This window comes from Arthrobacter sp. MDT2-3, from assembly GCF_059090465.1.
The window spans coordinates 592,941-612,824 of sequence record NZ_JBNHFS010000001.1 but is presented as its reverse complement, the minus strand read 5'-3'; the positions used below and the strand labels follow the sequence as shown (position 1 = coordinate 612,824).

General features: G+C 63.6%; 19 protein-coding genes. 13 read left to right on the top strand and 6 right to left on the bottom strand.

Features of this window, described 5'->3' with window-relative positions:
* The first annotated feature begins 67 nt into the window (after positions 1-67).
* Entirely contained in the window at positions 68-1,432 is a 1,365-nt protein-coding gene (locus AC5RUQ_RS02800) for a sialidase family protein (RefSeq protein WP_493945880.1), read from the top strand.
* The gene (locus AC5RUQ_RS02795; RefSeq protein WP_493945879.1) at positions 1,324-1,764 is read left to right on the top strand and encodes a hypothetical protein; all 441 of its coding nucleotides are present in this window, start codon (positions 1,324-1,326) and stop codon (positions 1,762-1,764) included. The genes AC5RUQ_RS02800 and AC5RUQ_RS02795 overlap by 109 nt, the downstream gene beginning before the upstream one ends.
* A gap of 74 nt (positions 1,765-1,838) precedes the next feature.
* Here AC5RUQ_RS02795 and AC5RUQ_RS02790 read toward each other — a convergent pair whose 3' ends face one another.
* Complete coding sequence (locus tag AC5RUQ_RS02790) at positions 1,839-2,732, bottom strand: DUF4862 family protein (protein WP_493945878.1); 894 nt, start codon at positions 2,730-2,732, stop codon at positions 1,839-1,841.
* A 190-nt stretch (positions 2,733-2,922) separates the two neighbouring features.
* Here AC5RUQ_RS02790 and AC5RUQ_RS02785 point away from each other — a divergent pair, with 190 nt between their 5' ends.
* The 8 genes from AC5RUQ_RS02785 (at position 2,923) to AC5RUQ_RS02750 (ending at position 12,166) form a co-directional block, all read left to right on the top strand.
* Positions 2,923-4,566: an ABC transporter substrate-binding protein gene (locus AC5RUQ_RS02785; protein WP_493945877.1), complete on the top strand. Its 1,644-nt coding sequence runs from the start codon at positions 2,923-2,925 to the stop codon at positions 4,564-4,566.
* A gap of 21 nt (positions 4,567-4,587) precedes the next feature.
* Positions 4,588-5,544 carry an ABC transporter permease gene (locus AC5RUQ_RS02780; RefSeq protein WP_141001176.1) on the top strand — a complete coding sequence of 319 codons (957 nt, stop codon included), beginning with the start codon at positions 4,588-4,590 and terminating at the stop codon, positions 5,542-5,544.
* Between the two features lie 2 nt (positions 5,545-5,546).
* Entirely contained in the window at positions 5,547-7,658 is a 2,112-nt protein-coding gene (locus AC5RUQ_RS02775) for a dipeptide/oligopeptide/nickel ABC transporter permease/ATP-binding protein (RefSeq protein WP_493945876.1), read from the top strand.
* A complete protein-coding gene (locus AC5RUQ_RS02770) occupies positions 7,655-8,461 on the top strand; it encodes an ATP-binding cassette domain-containing protein (RefSeq protein ID WP_493945875.1) in 807 nt (268 codons plus the stop codon). The genes AC5RUQ_RS02775 and AC5RUQ_RS02770 overlap by 4 nt, the downstream gene beginning before the upstream one ends.
* A gap of 43 nt (positions 8,462-8,504) precedes the next feature.
* Positions 8,505-9,434 carry a dihydrodipicolinate synthase family protein gene (locus AC5RUQ_RS02765; protein WP_493945874.1) on the top strand — a complete coding sequence of 310 codons (930 nt, stop codon included), beginning with the start codon at positions 8,505-8,507 and terminating at the stop codon, positions 9,432-9,434.
* Between the two features lie 18 nt (positions 9,435-9,452).
* Positions 9,453-10,415, top strand: coding sequence for an ROK family protein (locus AC5RUQ_RS02760; RefSeq protein ID WP_493945873.1), 963 nt, complete (start codon positions 9,453-9,455; stop codon positions 10,413-10,415).
* A 2-nt stretch (positions 10,416-10,417) separates the two neighbouring features.
* Complete coding sequence (locus tag AC5RUQ_RS02755; protein ID WP_493945872.1) at positions 10,418-11,101, top strand: N-acetylmannosamine-6-phosphate 2-epimerase; 684 nt, start codon at positions 10,418-10,420, stop codon at positions 11,099-11,101.
* Positions 11,102-11,482: 381 nt separating this feature from the next.
* Positions 11,483-12,166 (top strand): amidohydrolase family protein, encoded by a 684-nt coding sequence (locus AC5RUQ_RS02750; protein WP_493945871.1) that lies wholly within the window; start codon positions 11,483-11,485, stop codon positions 12,164-12,166.
* Between the two features lie 27 nt (positions 12,167-12,193).
* Here the strand turns inward: AC5RUQ_RS02750 and AC5RUQ_RS02745 are convergent, their stop codons facing one another.
* Positions 12,194-12,955, bottom strand: a complete 762-nt coding sequence (locus AC5RUQ_RS02745) for a glucosamine-6-phosphate deaminase (protein ID WP_493945870.1) — start codon at positions 12,953-12,955, stop codon at positions 12,194-12,196.
* Between the two features lie 132 nt (positions 12,956-13,087).
* A complete protein-coding gene (locus tag AC5RUQ_RS02740) occupies positions 13,088-13,819 on the bottom strand; it encodes a FadR/GntR family transcriptional regulator (RefSeq protein WP_493945869.1) in 732 nt (243 codons plus the stop codon).
* 165 nt (positions 13,820-13,984) lie between these two features.
* On the opposite strand from AC5RUQ_RS02740, the gene AC5RUQ_RS02735 reads away from it, so the two are divergent.
* Positions 13,985-15,007 carry an acetylxylan esterase gene (locus tag AC5RUQ_RS02735; RefSeq protein ID WP_493945868.1) on the top strand — a complete coding sequence of 341 codons (1,023 nt, stop codon included), beginning with the start codon at positions 13,985-13,987 and terminating at the stop codon, positions 15,005-15,007.
* A gap of 321 nt (positions 15,008-15,328) precedes the next feature.
* Here AC5RUQ_RS02735 and AC5RUQ_RS02730 read toward each other — a convergent pair whose 3' ends face one another.
* Positions 15,329-15,760, bottom strand: coding sequence for a hypothetical protein (locus AC5RUQ_RS02730; protein WP_493945867.1), 432 nt, complete (start codon positions 15,758-15,760; stop codon positions 15,329-15,331).
* Positions 15,761-15,909: 149 nt separating this feature from the next.
* Positions 15,910-16,572 (bottom strand): TetR/AcrR family transcriptional regulator, encoded by a 663-nt coding sequence (locus AC5RUQ_RS02725; protein WP_493945866.1) that lies wholly within the window; start codon positions 16,570-16,572, stop codon positions 15,910-15,912.
* Positions 16,573-17,220: 648 nt separating this feature from the next.
* Between AC5RUQ_RS02725 and AC5RUQ_RS02720 the strand changes: the two genes are divergently transcribed.
* Entirely contained in the window at positions 17,221-17,631 is a 411-nt protein-coding gene (locus AC5RUQ_RS02720) for a nuclear transport factor 2 family protein (RefSeq protein ID WP_493945865.1), read from the top strand.
* A 584-nt stretch (positions 17,632-18,215) separates the two neighbouring features.
* On the opposite strand, the gene AC5RUQ_RS02715 is transcribed toward AC5RUQ_RS02720, so the two are convergent.
* Entirely contained in the window at positions 18,216-18,797 is a 582-nt protein-coding gene (locus AC5RUQ_RS02715) for a TetR/AcrR family transcriptional regulator (protein WP_493945864.1), read from the bottom strand.
* 98 nt (positions 18,798-18,895) lie between these two features.
* On the opposite strand from AC5RUQ_RS02715, the gene AC5RUQ_RS02710 reads away from it, so the two are divergent.
* Entirely contained in the window at positions 18,896-19,501 is a 606-nt protein-coding gene (locus tag AC5RUQ_RS02710) for a DoxX family protein (protein WP_493945863.1), read from the top strand.
* Positions 19,502-19,884 lie beyond the last annotated feature (383 nt).

The window sequence follows — 19,884 nt, the reverse complement described above, 5'->3', positions numbered from 1 at the left end:
ACATACGACGTCCTACAAACCATAGGGTGTCCGTTGTCACAAAGCCATAGCTGGCTACACTAAAGATGTGACATCCTATGTACCGGGTTCGCTTGTGCCCGCCCACCCGTCCATCCAGCAGGTCCTGGCCGTTCGGGGGTACGGCGGCTACCGGCAGTACCGCATTCCCGCCTTGGCGGTCACCGTTCAAGGGACGCTGCTGGCGGCATACGACGGGCGGCCAAACCTTGATGATCTGCCCAGCCCCATCGATCTGCTGGTCCGCCGTAGCGTGGACAACGGGAAGTCCTGGGGTCCCCAGCAGGTGGTGCGTACCGGGTCGGGTTTAGATGGGTATGGGGATCCAAGCCTGTTGGTGGATGCCGAAACGGGTCGGATCTTCCTCTTCCACGCCGCGGGCACACGGGCCGGCTTTTTTGAATCCACTACCGGGCTGGACCCGGACGATGAGTTGCTTCAGCACTGCGATCTCAGCTTTTCCGACGACGACGGTGTGACCTGGCAGCACCGGCGTATCACGGACCAGTTGAAGGGCAGCAGTTCCGCCCGGGAGGTTACCGGCATTTTCGCGTCCGCGGGGCAGGGCATTCAGATCCACACCGGACCGTACCGGGGCCGTCTCGTCCAGCAGTTCGTTGTTCTCCGCGGCGGCAGGATCATGGCGGCCTCGGCCTACAGCGACGACCACGGGGACAACTGGACCCTGGGGGAACTTATTGATGCGGCGCCCGGAGGCACTGCCCCCAATGAGAACAAGGTGGCCGCGCTGGCTGACGGCCGGCTCCTCCTGCACAGCCGCGCCACTCCACGCCGGCTTGCCGCGTTCTCGAACGCCGGCGGCCACAGCTGGAGCTCCTTGGTTCCCGTCGGAGACCTGCCGGACCCGAGCGACAACGGTTCCCTTGCCCGCTTCGACGGACAGCCCGGGCTCAACCTGGCCTCTGTAGCAACGGACCAGTGGCTGCTGGCGACCAACAACCACGACACCAACCTGCGCCGGAACACCGTATTGAGCCTCTCCCCCGACAATGGGGCGACGTGGCCGGCGAAGCTTGTCCTGTGTGCGGGCAGTTCCGCGTATTCGACGGCGACGCGCCTGCCCGACGGCAATATTGGCGTGCTGTACGAGCGCCAGGGCTACCGGGAGATCGTTTTTGTCTCCGTCCCTCCGGGTCAGTTGACCGATCAGCTTGCCGCGCGGACACCGGCGGCAGCGGGTGATGGAGCGCCTCCGGCCGGCCCGGGCCTTTCCTTTGACATGGAGTTGCGCTCCATCACGCCGGCCTGCCCGAAGTGTGGCAGGACGCCGGGGAATCCCATGTTTTGGCTACGGACGGGAGCGGCTGGGGCGCCGGGACCTGGAAGGAGATCGGTCAGGGCTATTCACCGGACCAGGTCCAGGTCCTTGGCACCCGCGAGGCGCAGGACCTGAACTACGGTCCTGTCCTACCAGGGTACAAAGCCGGGGACATCATCGCCTTCACCGGGCGGGCAAGGAACGACGGGACCGAGGGCGCTTACGGGGTGCGGTTGACCGGCCCGGGCTCCGACGCCTTCCCCGCAACCGACCTTTCCCCGGGTGAGCAGACACTTTACTTCACCCCTGCCTACACAGTCACCGAAGAGGACGCAGAGCAACCGACATTCGACGTCATCTACACGGTCGAGGCACTGCAGAACCGATCCCGTCACCAATGGTCCCGGGCCTTCCGCTTCGACGTCGCCACCGGAGAGGTCAGCGTCGAGGATACGTCCTCAACATAACTGGACGAGGGATGGCCAAACCGGGCGGGCAGAGGCTGCGGCGACAGAGCCCCGGCAGCGCCGGCCGCCGGTGCTTATTCGATCAGGTCGCACATCTGCTGCAGCCGGGCGACACGCTCCTCGGCAGACAGCCCGTGCCGGGGAAGCCCAATCTTAAAGCCGGTCAGGGAAATCGGGCCGGCCGCGTGGAGGCAGCGCTGGATTTCGCCGGCGTTCAGCAGCGAGCTCGGCGGGGCGCCGGGCACCTCGACGGCGGGAAGATGGGCGTCAACCCAGGGGTAACCAAATTCGGTTTCGATGGGTGAGCAGCCGGAGAACATCAGTCCGGCCAGGGTGCCGGCTTCCCGGGCCTGGGACAGTTGTTCCACGGCAGTGCCAGGGTTCTCCGTTTCAATGACGGACCGGGCCCAGTTCACGACGATTCCCGGATGGTCCCACCCCTGCTCCCGGAGGGAGGCGATGACATCCACTTCCTCGTTGAAGGTCAGGAACCCCTTTTCCGGCTTGCTTCCGGGACGGGGGGCATCGCAATGCTCGATCAGCAGACGAGTATTGCCCCAATCCCAGCCGAGCAGTTCCTTGAAGGACTCCTCGAGGGCCTTGGCGGAGGATGACCGTGGAGGGGCGGAGTGCACTTCCACTGCCTCCACAGGGTGCCCTTCCCCCGCAAGTTGAAGGACATAATCCCGCAGTCCCGACACAAACTCCAGCGCCTGCAACCGGCCGTAGCTGTCGGTGGAGGCCAGGCCGAAGGTCTTGTCCTGGCTCAGGCGTTGCATGGTGCCGGGAATGGCGGTCACCACCGCGGACCAGTTGCCCGGCGCCCCGACTGGCCAGGGACTGCCGCCGGTCTGTCTGTAAGGGAGCTCCAGCCCCCGGATGGACCGAACACGTCCGAGCCCTTGGTAAAACTCCTGCTGCTGCGGCGCTTCCGGCACGGCGGGATACGCACCCACAATCAGGGACATGTCGAACTCCTTTGACGACGGCTGGCGAAGGCACATACCGGGGGATGGAACCGTGGCACCAAGCTGGCGCTTCCTCAGCGCCCCTTGGCTAAGAACCGGCACTTGACCCCCGGCTGTGATGGGACTTACAGTTTTACCACGAGCTCGGATGTCCTACATCCGATAAACCTTCTGGAATGGCGAGGCTTTTATGAACATCTCCTCCAAGAACCTGCCGCTGGTCAAAGATGCCAGCCGCCGGAACTTCCTCAAACTGACTGGCGCCATGGGTGTCGCCGCAGCATTCACCACCACCCTTGCTGCCTGCGGCGGCCCGGCCACCACGACTTCCGGCGCTACGACGAACACCTCGCCGATCAACAAGGACCTCACTATCGAGGCCGGTATCTCCTATGCCCTTTCCACCGGCTTCGACCCGATCTCCTCCTCCGGCGCCACTCCCATGGCGGCGAACCTGCATATCTTCGAGGGCCTGATCGAGCTTCACCCGGCTACCCGTGAGCCGTACAACGCCTTGGCCGCCGCGGACCCGAAGATGGTCAATGACACCACCTACCAGGTGGCCATCCGCGACGGCGCCGTCTTCCACGACGGCACCCCGGTGACCGCCGAGGACGTTGTCTTCTCCTTCACCCGGGTGATGGACCCGGCCAATAAGTCGCTGTTCTCGCAGTTCATCCCGTTCATCCAGGACGTCAAGGCGCTGGATGCCAAGACCGTCGAGTTCAGCCTCAAGTACGCGTTCCCCGGTTTCGGACCCCGCATCTCCGTGGTCAAGGTCGTTCCCAAGGCCCTGACCAACTTCCCGGTCGGCTCTGAACAGCTGAAGTCCTTCGACGCGAAGCCTGTCGGCACCGGCCCCTACAAGCTCATTTCCGCCGTCAAGGATGACAAGATCATCTTCGAGGCCAACGACGCCTACACCGGCCCGATGCCTGCCCTGGCCAAGGGCATGACGTGGCTGCTGCTCTCCGATGCCGCGGCCCGCGTCACAGCCATGCAGTCCGGCCGCGTTCAGGCCATCGAGGATGTCCCCTATCTCGACATGGAGGGCCTGAAGTCCAAGGCCACCGTTGAATCCGTACAGTCCTTCGGGCTGCTCTTCATGATGTTCAACTGCAACGCAGCACCCTTTAACAACAAGCTGGTCCGCCAGGCCCTGCATTACGGCCTGGACAAGGACTCCATCATCAAGAAGGCCCTCTTCGGCAACGCCAAACCGGCCAGCTCCTACTTCCAGGAGGGCCACCCGGATTACGTCAAGGCCAAGAACGTCTACGGCTACGATGCGAAGAAGGCCGAGGAACTGCTTAAGGAAGCCGGCGTCACCAGCCTCGAATTTGAACTCCTCACCACAGACACGGCCTGGGTCAAGGATGTTGCTCCCCTGATGCTTGAGTCGTGGAACAAGATTCCGGGCGTCAAGGTGACCCTGAAGAACCTCCAGTCCGGCGCCCTGTACACGGACCGCGTTGCCAAGGGTGACTACACCGTGGTCGCAGCACCCGGTGACCCGTCGGTGTTCGGCAACGACGCAGACCTGCTGCTGAGCTGGTTCTACGCCGGCGACACTTGGATGAAGAACCGTGCATTCTGGGGCGAAACACCCGAACGTGCCCAGCTCGTGGACCTGATGTCCAAGGCCGGCCAGGCCTCGAAGGACGACGCCAAGAAGCTGACCGGCGAGATCGTGGACCTGGTCTCCGACGAGGTCCCGCTGTACCCGCTGTTCCACCGCCAGCTTCCCAGCGCCTGGGATTCCGAAAAGCTCAGCGGCTTCAAGCCCCTGCCCACCACCGGAGTTTCCTTCGTTGGTGTGGGCCGCACCTCCTAGCCCTAGCAACCGGAGAATACATTGACCACGATATTGCGCCTGCTGGGCCGACGGCTCGCTGCCTTGCCGCTGATGATCCTGGGCATCACACTGCTCGTGTTCCTCGTCCTGCAGGCCGCCCCCGGCGACCAGGCAAGCAGCGCCCTGGGCGAAGGGGCAAGCGAGGAAGCAAAAGAGCAGTACCGCCAGGCCAACGGCCTGAACGATCCGATCCTGCTCCAGTACGTCCGCTTCCTTGGCAGGCTCCTGCAGTTCGACCTGGGTGTCACCACTCCCCCGGCCAAGTCCGTGGCCAGCATGATCGGCTCAGCTTTTCCGCTCACCCTGCAGCTGACGTTCCTGGGCGTGATCATCGCCGTGGTGGTCTCCCTGGTCTTTGGCATCATGGGCGCCCTGTACCGGGACAAGTGGCAGGACCAGCTGGTCCGTGTATTCTCCATCGCCGCGGTGGCGACGCCGTCGTTCTGGCTGGGCATCCTGCTGATCCAGTGGTTCGCCCTGGGGTCTAATCCGCTGTTCCCCTCTGGCGGCATCGCCACTCCCGAGTCCGGCTTCGGCGGCTGGCTCAACTCGATGGCGCTGCCCGCCCTTGCCCTCGGCATCCCGGTCTCAGCCTCCCTCATCCGGGTGGTCCGGACCTCCATGGTGGAGGAGCTGGACCGGGACTACGTCCGGACTGCCATCGGCAACGGCGTCCCCTACCGCGAAGTGGTCTCCAAAAACGTGCTCCGCAACGCCCTGGTCACCCCGGTGACCGTGCTGGGGCTGCGGATCGGCTACCTGCTCGGCGGCGCCGTCGTGATTGAAATGATCTTTGCCCTGCCCGGAATGGGCCAGTTGATCCTCAACGGCATCACCAACCTGGACGTCAACCTGGTGCAGGGCGTGGTCCTCACCATCTCCGTGACCTTTGTCCTGGTGAACATCGCCGTGGACCTTCTCTACCTGCTCATCAACCCCCGAATCAGGACCGTGTGACCATGCGCAGCAAACTCGCTGAACGTCTGAGCGCCCCGGGACTCCGCTTCAAGGCCCTGCCCTGGAGTTCCCGCCTGGCCCTCGCCTTCCTCGTGGTGATCGCCATTGCCGCCATCTTCGCTCCGGTCTTGGCACCACACGACCCGCTCGAAACGTTTATTCCGGCCACGCCTCCGGGGGCCGAGCACTTCTTCGGCACCGACAGGCTGGGCCGGGATATCTTCTCCCGCCTGCTCTACGGATCGCAGTCCTCCCTCCTGATCGGCCTCGGCGCAGTCGGGCTGGCCGTATTGGTGGGCGCATTCCTGGGCTCGCTCTCTGCGACATCGAGCAAAGCCGTCAACGAACTCATCATGCGGGTCATGGATATCCTGATGGCCTTCCCCGGGATCGCCCTGGCGGCCGTCCTGTTGGCGGCCTTCGGCAACACAGTGCCCACCATCATCATTGCGATCGCCATCATCTACACCCCGCAGCTCGCCCGGGTTGTCCGCGCCAACGTCCTGGCCCAGTACGGCGAAGATTACGTCCGGGCAGAGCGCGTCATCGGCGCCGGCCGCTTCTACATCCTGACCAAGCACATCGTCCGCAACACCGCGGCCCCGGTCCTGGTGTTCGCCACCGTCATGGTGGCCGATGCGATCATCCTGGAAGCGTCCCTGTCCTTCCTGGGCGCCGGCGTCCAGGACCCCGCACCTTCCTGGGGCAACATCATCTCCTACGGCCGTAACCTGGTCCTGTCCGGCGGCTGGTGGGCCACCACCTTCGCCGGCCTCACCATCCTGCTCACCGTGCTGGCGCTGAACATCCTCGCCGAAGGCCTCACCGACGCCATGGTCAACCCCAAACTGCGCAAGGCCCCCGTGGTGAAAGACGACGACGGATCGGCAGCTGCCGTTGCCGGCGCAGCCGTGGACACCGAGGTTGCAACCTCTGTTGCCCAACCATCGGTCATCGAAGAGCACGAGCTCGACGGCGTCCGTACCGCTTCCGGGGGAATCTTCGACGAGGAGAACTACAACAGGTCCGCGCTACTCACGGACGTGAAGGTGGCCGCGGCCAACCCGCACCTCCTGCTCGACCGCGAGCTGGAACTGTTGGCAGCCGTAGAAGCCACCCGGACGGACCGTTTGCCGCAGGTCCCCGCAGACGCAAGGACAGTCCTGGAAGTGAATAACCTTTCCATCCGGTTCCCCGGCAGGTTTGGTGACACCGCCATCGTGGACAACGTCTCCTTTAGTGTCCGTGAGGGCGAGACCATGGGCCTGGTGGGCGAATCCGGCTGCGGCAAGTCCATCACCTCCCTCGCCGTGATGGGCCTGTTGCCCAAAACGGCACGGATCAGCGGCTCCATCAAGTTCGACGGCAAGGAACTGCTGGACCCGCAAACCAGCCACAGCAATCCCAAGGCCTACCAAGGGCTCCGCGGGGAACAGATCGCCATGGTCTATCAAGACGCGCTCAGCTCGCTGAACCCGTCCATGAAGATCAAGGACCAGATGACCCAGCTGACCCGCCGCGGCGGGCGAAAGACCCCTGCCGAGCTGCTGGAAATGGTCAAACTCGACCCGGTACGCACCCTGGCCAGCTACCCCCACGAGCTCTCCGGCGGCCAGCGCCAGCGCGTCCTCATCGCCATGGCACTCTCCCGTTCCCCCAAGATTGTGGTGGCAGATGAGCCAACCACCGCCCTGGACGTCACCGTCCAGAAACAGGTGGTGGACCTGCTCAACGAACTGCGCGAACAGCTCGGCTTCGCCATGGTGTTCGTCAGCCACGACCTTGCCCTGGTCGCCTCCCTGGCCCACCGCATCACCGTTATGTACGCCGGCCAGGTTGTCGAATCAGCCCAGGCGTCCGAGCTCCTGCAGAACCCCAAGCACGAATACACCCGCGGCCTGCTCGGCGCCGTGCTCTCCATCGAAGCCGACGCCGCCCGCCTCCACCAGATCCCCGGCACCGTGCCGTCACCACAGGACTTCGCCCCCGGTGACCGCTTCGCACCGCGCTCCCAGCGCCGGGACGCCGATCCGAACCAGCAGCTGGTCCTCACCGCCGTAGGCGGGGACTCCGACCACTACTGGGCCAGCCACCGAAAGGAGGACGCCAAGTGAGCGTTTCCACCGGCAAACCCGTCATTGAACTCAAGGACGTCAAAGTCCACCACCGCGCAAGGACAGGCGGCCTTTTCCGCCCCAACATCGTCAAGGCCGTCAACGGTGTGGACTTCACCATCAGCCGCGGCGAAACCGTGGGCATCGTGGGTGAATCCGGCTGCGGCAAGTCGACGCTGGCCTCCGTGCTCGTGGGCCTTCAGGCACCCACGTCCGGACAGGTCCTCTTCCACGGCAAACCGGCCATCAAACGGAACGCGGCCATGCGCAAGGAATTCGGCCGGGCCGTATCGGTGGTGTTCCAGGACCCCGCCACGGCCCTGAATCCGCGCATGACCATCCAGGACATCCTCACGGACCCGCTCCAGGTGCATGGAATCGGCAACGCCGCGTCCCGGGCGGCCAAGGTCCGGGAACTCCTTGCGCTGGTGGGCCTGCCGGCCTCCGCGGCGGAAGTGACGCCGTCGCAGGTGTCCGGGGGCCAGCGGCAGCGGGTGGCCATTGCCAGGGCACTGGCCCTGGATCCGGACATCATCGTCGCGGATGAACCGACGTCGGCCCTGGACGTCTCGGTCCGGGCGCAGGTCCTGAACCTGCTCTCGGACCTGAAGACCCAGCTGAACCTGGGAATGGTGTTCATCTCCCACGACATCCAGACCGTCCGCTACGTCTCGGACCGCATCTGCGTGATGTACTTCGGCGAAATCGTCGAGGAAGGCCCAGCCGCCCAGGTCTTCGACACCCCCCGGAACGACTACACCAAAAAGCTCCTCGGAGCAGCCCCCAGCCTGCTGCACACCTAGATTTTCACACCCCACCTTTACACCCACCCATTGGAGTTTTTCCGTGTCTTCCCAGTTCTCCGGCGTCATCCCGCCCGTCGTCACCCCCCGCCACGCTGACGGCAGCATCGACACCGCCTCACTGCAGAACCTCACCAAGCACCTGCTCGACGGCGGCGTCTCCGGACTCTTCGTCCTGGGCTCCTCCGCCGAGGTGCCCTACATGACCAACGCAGAACGTGAGCTGGTGGTCAGCACCATCGCCGCGGCCAACGCGTCTGCTGGTGCTAAAGCAGTTCCCCTGATCGTGGGCGCCAACGAACAGACCACCAACCGCGTCATCGAGGAAGCCAAACGCGTCATCGACCTCGGCGCTGACGCCATCGTGGTCACCTCGATGTACTACGCCATCGGCAACGCAGCGGAAACCGAGACCCACTTCCGCAACATTCACGAAGCCGTCGACACCCCGATCTTTGCCTACGACGTTCCGGTCCGGACCCACTTCAAGCTCCCCACGGACCTGCTGGTCCGGCTGGGCCGCGACGGCGTCATCGCCGGCGTCAAAGACTCCTCCGGCGACGACGTCTCCTTCCGTCAACTGCTGCTCGCAGCCAAGGACATCGACAACTTCGACATCTTCACCGGTCATGAAGTAGTAGTCGACGGCGCCCTCCTCGGCGGCGCGCAGGGCGTGGTTCCCGGCCTGGGCAACGTGGACCCCCGCGGCTACCGCAACCTCGTTGACGCCGCCATTGCCGGAGACTGGGCCAAGGCCGCCGCGGAACAGGACCGCCTGGCCGACCTCTTCGAGATCGTCTACACCCCCAACGGACGCGTCTCCGGCGGAGCAGCCGGCCTGGGCGCCTTCAAGACCGCCCTGCAGGTCATGGGCATCATCGAATCCAACACCATGAGCATCCCCATGCCCGCGCTGAACGAAGAGGAAACCACCGCGATCAAGGTCATCCTCGAACGCAACAGCCTGGTCTAGGGACGGGCGCTGAAGCTGATGCACGCCATTGGTGTTGACCTCGGTGGCACTAAGACTGCTGCCGGGGTCGTCTCAGACACGGGTAAAGTGCTGTTTTCCGAGACTATTCCCACCCTCAACCGTGATGGCGGCGAGGCAATTCTCAACGCCACTGCCAGTCTGGTTGCCGGACTCATGGAACGCGCTGCTGCTGCCGGAATTGCCGTCGATCATGTCGGCGTCGGTTCGGCCGGTGTCATTGATACCCATAAGGGCGAAGTGGTGTCAGCAACCGATGCGATCCTCGGCTGGGCCGGAACAGCCATCAGCACCGGCCTGGCAGCGCGCCTGGACCTGCCGCCGTCGTCCATTCAGGCAGTAAACGACGTCCACGCCCACGCGCTTGGCGAAGCTTGGACCGGTGCCGCCGCCGGGACCGCCAGTTCACTCCTGGTGGCCTTCGGCACCGGCGTCGGCGGCAGTTACGTTCTTGAAGGCACACCGGTTCTGGGGCACCACTATGTGGGCGGACACGTTGGCCACTTCGCCTCGCCGTACGCCTTCCACGACGGCCAGCCGCTGCCCTGTGTCTGCGGCGGAGCAGGGCATGTTGAAGCCATCGCCTCCGGACCTGCCATCGCGGAAGCCTACCGGCGACTGGGCGGGCAGACACCAGCGGCTGATGCCCGCATCATCTTTGCTCTGGCCGCCAACCATGGTGATCCCATCGCCATCAGGGCCATCAGCGCCGCGGCGGCTGCGGCCGGGCAGGCCGTGGGCGGGTTGGCGAACATCCTGGACCCGGAAGTCGTGGTGGTCTCGGGCGGGCTCTCGGACGCAGGAGCCCCCTGGTGGCCGCCGATGGAACGGGCCGTCCGGGCCGAACTCCTCCCAGCCCTGGCAAACGTTCAAGTGCTGCCCGCCTCACTGGGCAACGCTGCCGCCATCGTGGGCGCAGCCCGCCTCGTCCTCACCCCAGCAACGATTCTCCAAAGGAAGTGACCATGATCCTCTCCCCTGACCGGCTTGAATCCTTGCGGGGAAGGCTTATCGTGTCCTGCCAGGCCTACCCGGGCGAGCCCATGCGCGATCCCCGCACCACCGCCCAGGTCGCCGCTTCCGCAGTCATCGGCGGGGCCGCTGCAGTCCGGGTGCAGGGCCTGGCGGACGTCCAGCACACCCGCGCAGCAGTGGAAGTCCCGGTCATCGGACTCTGGAAGGACGGGCACGACGGGGTCTTCATCACCCCCACCCTCCGGCACGCCCTTGCGGTAGCCGGCGCCGGCGCCCACATCGTGGCCATCGACGGGACCCGCCGCGCACGCCCCGATCGCCTCACCCTCGCCCAGACCGTAGCCGGAATCCACACCGAATCCCACGCTCTGGTCATGGCCGATTGCGGCTCCCTCCAGGACGCAGCGGCCGCCGTCGAGGCGGGCGCAGACCTGATCGGCACCACGTTGGCCGGCTATTCCGGTGAACGCCCCAAAACCCACGGCCCCGACCTTGAACTGCTGGAACAAATTGCGGCGGCAGACTTCGGTGTGCCGCTCATCGCCGAAGGCCGGCTGCACACCCCCGCCCAGTCGAGGCAAGCACTTGATGCCGGGGCCTTCGCGGTAGTGGTCGGAACAGCCATCACCCACCCGGCCACCATCACCGGCTGGTTCGCGGACGCCCTGAAATGACCTCCCAGACGCCTCCCGCCTTCCTGCTGCCCGGCACCATCGTCAACGACGGAACTGTCCTAGAGGACGCGGTGGTCGCCGTTTCCGGGGAACGCATCGCCTATGCCGGCCCAAGGGCAGGCTTCGATGGCCACTCTCTTCCAGGGTTGGAGGAAGTGGAGCTGCCGCCCGGGACCCTGCTCCTGCCCGGCCTGGTGGACCTGCACTGCCACGGCGCGGCAGGCGGGGACTTTCCCGGGGGTGATCTCCCGTCAGCCCGCTCAGCGGTGAAATTCCTCCACGCCAGCGGTACCACCACCCTCCTGGCGAGTCTGGTAACCGCTCCCCGGGAGGACCTGATGCGCGTTGCCGAAACCCTGCGTCCCCTCTCTGGTGCACGCGATGGTTGGTTTCGGCGTCACGCCGTCCCTGGGACACACCAACGCCGATGCCCCGACGACGGCGGCCTCCCTCACCGAGGCAGCGAACCTGCTCGCCTCCACGCTGGGCAGCAACGCCCGGCCCACGGTCACCCACCTGTTCAACGGCATGCCGTCCCTGCACCACCGCCACCCCGGGCCCGTAGCAGCCTGCCTGCGACTGGCAGCAACAGGCACCATTGCGGTGGAACTTGTTGCCGACGGCGTCCACCTCCACCCGGACACCGTCCGTATGGTCTTCGAACTTGTTGGCGGTGACAACGTCATCCTGGTGACCGACTCCATGGCCGCGACGGGACTGCAGGACGGCGACTACGACCTTGGCCCGGCAGGGGTCTGCGTCAGCGGCGGGAAGGCCCGACTACGCAGCAATGGTGCCCTCGCCGGCGGAACCGCAACACTGCTGGACGTTGTACGGCGGACGGTCGAAGCAGGGGTGGACGCGGCAAGCGCCGTTTCATCAGCCACGGCCGTTCCGGCCAGGATCCTTGGCCTCCAGAAAGAGGTAGGAAGCCTCAGCACAGGGCTGAGGGCAGACATCCTGGCGGTGGACCGCGACTTCGGCCCGATCAGGGTGTTCCGTCGCGGCCTCCCTGTCCCTCGGCAGGCTGCAGCCATCACCGCTGCCCCCGCGACTGCTTCCTAAGGCTTCGCCCCAGTTCAGGCGCTCGGTTCAGGCGCTCGGCGTCGCGACCCGGACGGCCACCTGCCCGAGACCGGCACCAAGGAGGGCAGCCGCGGCTTCATCTGCAACCACGGTCACGTGCGGGTGCAGTTGCAGGACCGAAGCGGGACACTCAGCTGACACCGGCCCGTGCAGCGCTGCAGCCAGAACTTCAGCCTTATCCGCCCCGTTGACCACCATCAGCAGGTGCCGGGCCTCACGAATGGTACCGAGGCCCTGGGTAATGCACCGAGTCGGCACGTCGTCAATAGACCGGAAGTAGCGCGCGTTGGCTTTGCGGGTACGCTCGGCCAAAAATTCCACCCGGGTCCGGGAATCCAGCCCGGAACCCGGTTCATTGAAGGCAATGTGGCCGTTGTGGCCGATCCCCAGAATCTGCACGTCCACGCCGCCGGCGGCGCGGATGGCGGCGTCATACAGGGCTGCTGCGTGGTGAGGATCTTCGGCGCCGCCGTCGGGAACTGAAACCAGGCCCGGGTCCAAACCTAAACGTTCGGTTACCTCACGGCGGACTACCTCGGCGTAGCTTTGCGGGTGCCCAGCCGGCAGGCCAACATACTCATCGAGGGCAAACGCTTGGACCCCGGACATGTCCAAAGTGTGCTCGGCCAGTGCCGCGTAGACGGGCAGTGGGGAGCTGCCCGTAGCGACACCAAGGACCAGGTCAGGCTTGCTCCGGATGACGGCGGCAAGAATCCCGGCGGCAACAGCTCCGGTACCCGAGGCATCGGGCACAACAAAAATCTCCATGGCAAAAAGGGGGTACTCTCTCGCACGGTGTGTAACCGCCGCCAATCCTGGCGGCGCGAACTATGGGACGGACGGGTTGTTCAGCGTGAGGCAAAGGGGCAGTTGGTCTTTTCCGCACCCTCGGCTGTGACATTAGGCGGACGCGACGTCCTTCAACTTGCGGCGGATACCGTCGAAGTGGCGCTGAAGGCGCTCAGAAGCCAAGGCTTTGTCCCTGTTTGCCACTGCGTCGTAGATGTCCCAATGGATCTGGACCTGTTCTTCAAGGTTGACCGGCCCGGAGCCCAATGCCTCATGAATCTGGCGGTAAACCTGCCAGAAGACGTCCATGAGGTTGATAAGCAGGTCGTTATTGAGTGGCGCGTAGAGACGGCGGTGAAACTCTGCGTCGTGCTGAACGAGGAGTTCACCCTTACCGGCGGCGTCCTGCATCGCTTCCATCGTGGTACGCAAATCAGCCAGATGCTCGTCGGTCAAAAGGTCAATTGCCGACCCGATAAGGCCGGACTCAAGAGCCTGCCGCACATCGATAAGCTCCATCGCTTCCTCGCCCTTATGGCGGAGCGAGAGCCTGCCTCGAAAGGTCAGCCCGGACACGAGTGCGCTGAAATTATTGGGGGCAACGAACATGCCGAACCCGTGCCGGATCTCAATGACGCCCAGAGCCTGCAGGACTTTCAGGGATTCCCGGACAGTATTACGCCCCACACCCAGCTCAGTGGACAATTCACTCTCAGTGGGAAGGGCGTCACCAACGTCCAGGCCACGCTCCAAGATGAGCTCCATAATCCGAGTCTGCAGGGCCTGGGAGCGGATTTGCGCGCTGAACCTGGCCGGCGAAACCGAGGCGGGTGCTACTGTCACGTCATCTCCTTTGGCCGCCGTCCGGTGGCGGCCGCTCGTCTAAACTAATGGTACAGGAGATGGGACATCCTCTGTCCTGTTTCGCCATTCTTATTTTTAGAATCCTATAATCCGGCCTCACCGGCAGGGTGGGATCCCCGTAGACCCAGATGATGGAGAGCCAGTATGCCTACCGTTGACATGCCTCTGGAGCAGTTGCGCACTTATGCGTCCGTAGCGACTGAGCCGGAGGACTTTGATGTGTTTTGGGATGCAACCCTCGCGGAGGCCCGCGCCCTCCCGTTGATGCCGACAGTCACTCCCGTCGACAATCTACTGCCACTCATCGACAGCTTCGATGTTTCCTTTGCCGGTTATGGCGGGGCCCCGGTCCGGGGCTGGCTCCACCTTCCGGCATACCGGTCCCGCGGCCACCGCCTGCCAGCAGTTGTGCAGTACATCGGATACTCAGGCGGCCGCGGTTTGGTCCAGCAGGACACCAAATGGGCACAGGCTGGGTACGCCCACTTCATCATGGACACCCGAGGCCAAGGCTACGGCGGGATCACCGGCGACACGGCGGACCCACACCCATCAGCAGGAGAGGTGGCCCACCCGGGCCTCATGACACGCGGTCTCGCCTCCAAGGAGGACTACTACTACCGCCGGTTGTACGTGGACGCATTCCGCGCTATCGAGACCGTCCAAAGGTTCCCCGACGTCGACGCCAACACCGTCTTCCTTGCCGGTATAAGCCAGGGTGGAGGCCTGGCCCTCGCAGCCGCCGGGCTTGCTGCCAGGAGACTGGACGGAATTCGAGCTGTTCTAGCGGACGTACCCTTCCTTCAGGACTTTCCTCGTGCAATTGATCTGGCCCAACGAGGCCCCTACCCCGAAATCGCCGCGTTCCTCTCCCGGCACCGGGACCGCCATGAGCACACATTAGAGGTCCTGAACTACTTCGACGGAGTCCACCTCAGCCGCAGGGCAACCGCCCCCGCACTGTTTTCCGTGGCCCTGCTCGATGACGTGTGCCCGCCGTCAACCGTCTTCGCTTCCTACAACAGCTATGGAACCGGAAGCTCACGACGCTCGGAACAAGGGCCCACCAAATCTATCGAGGTCTACCATTTCAACGGCCACGAGGGAGGGCAGGAACACCACTGGGTCCGTCAACTCGCGTACCTGAACGAAAGCCGCAACGGCTAGCAGCCGATATCCATCCGAACCAGATGTTGTCGCACACCCATTGCGGGTCTGTACACCGCTGCTCAGGAGTTAACCCGACGGAACATCCTTTATCGGCGAACGAAAACGGACGGGGAAGTGCCTGCAAAAGGTCTGTTTCCGCCCGTCGTTCGTGGCGTTTTTCCCCCGGAGTACCGGGGATCAGACTGCTCAACCAGCGCTCAGTTAACGGCGGGGATGTCTAGGAAGGGCGGGTCAAAAGGCGCATCGGAACCGGTTTATGTCGGCCGTTATCAACGTCCGGGAATCCGGGTCTCGACGCCAGACGGTTATGGGAGGCTGCTATATCGCGCTCGACTCTCCGCTGGAGCCTGACGAGGTGTACCAGGCCCACACGCCGTCCTCGTTGATACGTCCTCTCATGGCACCGAACATCCAGGGAGTGATGCCGGTAGGATCACCGCCAGCCCTCACAAAATCGGCACGCTTCTTACGGGCGGCTCTGAAATGCTCGGATAGGTACAAACCCAGTCCAAGGGCGCATCCGAGCACGAAGAACAGAATCGACAGGATGCCGTAGGGGCGCCCGACGATCAGGTTGCTCAGGAAAACGTATCCAACCGTAAACCCAACCCCACAGAAGAGAGTCCAAAAGACTGTCCAGTATCCAGACCAGAAGCGGAGACTTCTGTTACTGGGTCGCTGGTTGGGATCGTTGTTGCGCTGTAGGCCAGCAGGCTTTCCCATGGAACCCGAGTCGTTAGTCCTCTTCACAGGAGCATTCTAAGCGGGCGAGCAAAGCCTGAAGAACCAGGAAGATGTGTGGGCGCGTGTGTTCAACCGCGACAGTACGGTGGGAAAGATAGCAACGGGGTCAAAAGCTATCAACCCTGACAAAGCCCCGGGTGACACCTCAGTCAGTTCTAGGTCTCCTTGGGAAAGCGTGAAATACCGCGCCAAGCCAGGCGGTAAACGAGCTCACTGGCAGCGTCCAGGCTAAGGGCAGCGCTGCCTTGTTCAGCAGTGTCCCCTGCCCAATAACGTGCGCTTGCTTGAGCCAAACCCATCAAAGCCCTACCCAGCAGTTCCGCTTCGACAAACGGCAAATGAGCGTCCTCGCTGATGATTCGGGCGATTGCGCCGGCGAATCCACTTCTGAATGCCTCCCGCCTCACGCGGACGTCAGGATCGTTGCTCAAACCGGATTCGAAGGCGAGGCGATATGCACCATCGTCACGGGCAATGTAGCCAAAATAAGCCCGGATAGCATCATGCACCCGTTCTTTATTGAGCTTCGTGGACCGGACGGGCTCCTGCAATACATCGCCTAGTGCCTTGAGGTTGATGTCCAGCAGCTCGAGGTACAGCTCACGCTTGGATGGGAAATACTCGTACAGAACCGGCTTGCTCACATAGGCCGCTTGGGCAATATCGTCCATGTTGGCACCCTGGTAACCACTGGCTACAAAAACTTCCTGGGCTGCCTGCAGAAGCTGCAGTCGCCGCTCATCGCGTGCCACTGCATTCGGTGTCTGCTCAGCCGCTTGCGGGACTGTCTCACGCTTCACCCGTCTCTGGTCAACCACCAGGTACCCGCCTTTCTCCTGGACGGTCCACTGTACCCGGAGCGACTTAGGACCCGTCCCACCTTGCGAGCCTTGCGCCTTGTAGGTGCGGCTGGTGTCGCTTCTTGGAAATAGCTCATTCGTGTCGTGACTTCCACCGCCCCTGACTCGGTCTGCTCGGCCGGGACCGAAGACTTAGTGGGAAGGAGTCGGCGACTGCCGCCATGGGCGGATCCGAGCGCTGCCAGTTCCAGCCGCGCGATCATCAGGCACGGGTCTGCCCAGGCCGAGGCTGGTTGACGGGAAATACTATTATGCATTTGTGAATGGGAGGGGGAGCTCCCTTGAAATGAACGCGCTTTGCACCCGGCGAGGGTCCTGTCAGCTGATGGTGCGGTGTAGTGGCACCTCCGACTTCGTCAGGTAATGCGGGGATCCCAGAACGTCATGCGTCGCGCAACTGGCCATGGACCCACCGGGAAGCAGCGCCCATAGTTGAAGTGTGGAGACTCGCGATCCGGACCCGAAGGTCTTGCGGCAGCGCGCGGCCAGTAACTGGTTGAGCGGGGCGGCTTCGAGGAACTCGCCACCGGGAAATCCGGGTGGCGGAACGCTGTGCCGGCGCAGCGTGAAGGAAGATGACGGCGGCACTGAGGGCGTGAGAAGCCCATGAGTGAAGTCGTCGACCGGCTAATAACCGCTCTGAATGCCCACGACCTCGAAGCGGCAGCGGCGCTCATGCACGAGGACTACCAAAGCGAACAACCCGCCCACCCCGGCAGAGCCTTTGTCGGCCGCGCGCAGATGCACGCTAATTGGAAAGCCATTCTGGAGGGCATCCCTGACTTCCACGCTGAACTGGTCCGCTCCGTCGACGACGGTGACACCACCTGGAGTGAGTGGTCCTGGTCCGGGCACCGGGTTGAGGGCCAGGACGTCCAAGTCCGCGGGGTGACACTTTTCAAGGTCAGGGACGGCAAAATTGCTTCGGGCCGGCTTTACATGGAGGACGTGGAGCGCTCCAGCAGTATCGAGGAGGATGTAGAGAGCATGTCGGGACAGCGCCCGGACGATCTCTAGTCTCGCGAGGGTGCTTGGTCCCCATGACCGTTAGCTTTACGGAATCTCCATTATCGGCGTTTGAAAATAGGCGGGGGAGTAGTAAGAAAGTGACCCCTGGCACGGTCGAATACCCTCTGGCTTCTGGCGTCTCGAACCGGCACAGAAGAGAGCGTTTGTATGGCCAAGAGTTCCTACGGTGAGATGAAGGGCCCGGAAGGGGCGATTCCGTTGAGGCCACCGTCACTGGAGTTTGCCGGAACGCCGCCGCCGATGCGTCCAGAAACCGTCCTGCTGTGGCGGTCGTACTTTCCGCACTTAGTGCAACGCCTGCGGAAGTAGCCGTCCTGGACCTCGGTGGCTAACCAGTGGTGCCCCAAGTTCATTCTACAAAGCAGTGTTTTGAACATGATGAGTCCATCCTGAGAGCTATGCGGCACTAAAACGAGCGCACCGCCTGTCCCAATTTTAGGCTCGCAGATGCGAACTAACGATCGTGCTGTCACGACCTGTACAGCACGTGGTGCCGGCTGACCTGCGACAGTGCCCGCCCCACTGCTGTACGCGGCGCTGTTCTCGACGCGGCGTGTGGGTGGGGACAGGCGCTACTGCGGCCCGGAAAAAAGAACAGCAGCAACAGCCCTGGCGGCATCCCGGGGGTCTTCCGGCACCCCTGCAGGAAGGTTCCCACTAAGCCAAAGAGTGGCAAAGCCGTGAACAAGTGACCATGCCGCCAGCGCGGCTTCCCGCGGTTGGGGACCTGGCCCCGGCGCAGCAAAGGGGGCTGCCCCCTGATAGAGCGATTCCCCCGCCCTCTCCTTGGCGGCCGTCAGCTTTGGATCATCAGCCCGATACAGCTCCGGCTGAAACATTACAGCGAAGTGGGCCGGGTGCCTGACGGCGAAGTCGACATATGCCACCCCCACCTCCAGGAAGTCACCAGTACGCCGCTGCGCGTCCGCCAGCGCCTCTGCCAGGAGCGTAAAGCCCTGCACTGCAACGGCAGTGAGGAGGCCTGCTTTGTCTCCGAAGTGGTGGGCCGGAGCAGCATGGGATACGCCCGCCCGCCGCGCGAGGTCCCGCAGGCTGAGCGCTGAAGGACCCGACTCCGCGATGACCTCCAGTGCAGCACCGATGATGGTGCTCGGCAGGTTTTTGTGGTGGTAGCTCGAGGGCGGCGGGCTCATGTCCATAGCTTAGCGCCAAACTAGTCATTGACAAGTTCGAGCTCGTGAGTAATCTAGTCACTGTCAAGATTGGTTTGATGCACTGAAAGGAACGCATCATGGCACCCCTCATCACCCTTTTGGCAGTCACCCTCCTGGTTCGCGCCGCCGGCGCTGCAGGTATCAAAGGGCTCCGGTCCTGGCACACCAGCCTGCGCGGGGGCCTGGCTGCCATGTTCATCCTTACGGGGACAGCCCACTTCAACGGCATGCGCCAGGATCTGGTCGCAATGGTGCCGCCCGCCCTGCCCCATCCCGAACTGCTGGTCACGGTGACCGGCGTGCTGGAACTGCTTGGAGCCGCCGGTTTGCTCTACCGGCGGACGACGCCGTGGGCGGCCGGCGGACTTGCCCTGCTGATGGTGGCCATGTTCCCGGCAAACGTCTACGCAGCACTCACCGGACTCATGGTCAACGGAGCCCCGGCAACTGCGCTCCTGCCGCGGACGCTAATGCAACTGGTATTCATCACCGCTACGATCCTCGTGTTGCTCCCCTATAAAAGAACCCTCCGCCGCCGGTCGGCGCGGGCACGCCAAGTCCTTCCGGTATCGACGCACGGAGTACCTAGGCATCCTCGGAGTTCGTACCTCCACGCCGGCCACGGGACTCCCGGGAGCGTTGGGATCCCCAAGAGGCGTATATCGGGAATTTCGTCTGAGTAAGCCACACCCAAAGCTCACAAGCGGCTCCTTGCCTTGTCCTTGGAATAACCTGAATTTATCTACCTTTGAACGAAAATTCCGGTCCACCCGCACACAGCCGGGGACAATTCCCGTGGGCAGGTTGTTCACCGCTCCAGATCCCGCTTCCAGCGATGGAACACCTGAGTTGACCCCAGCTGTGGACGGATCAGCGCCACCAGTTCGGGCACCGTGATTAGCAAGCATTGCTTGGGCGGCCCGAGGCAGCTTGACGGAACGCCGGTTATCGGCGAACGAAAACGGGCGGGGGAGCGCCTTTCTTAGCGGGTTTGAAGTTGGTGAGCAGGTAGGCAATGGGCGTCCTGGCATATTTTGAGTAGTCGGCGTAAGCCACTGGGGAAAAA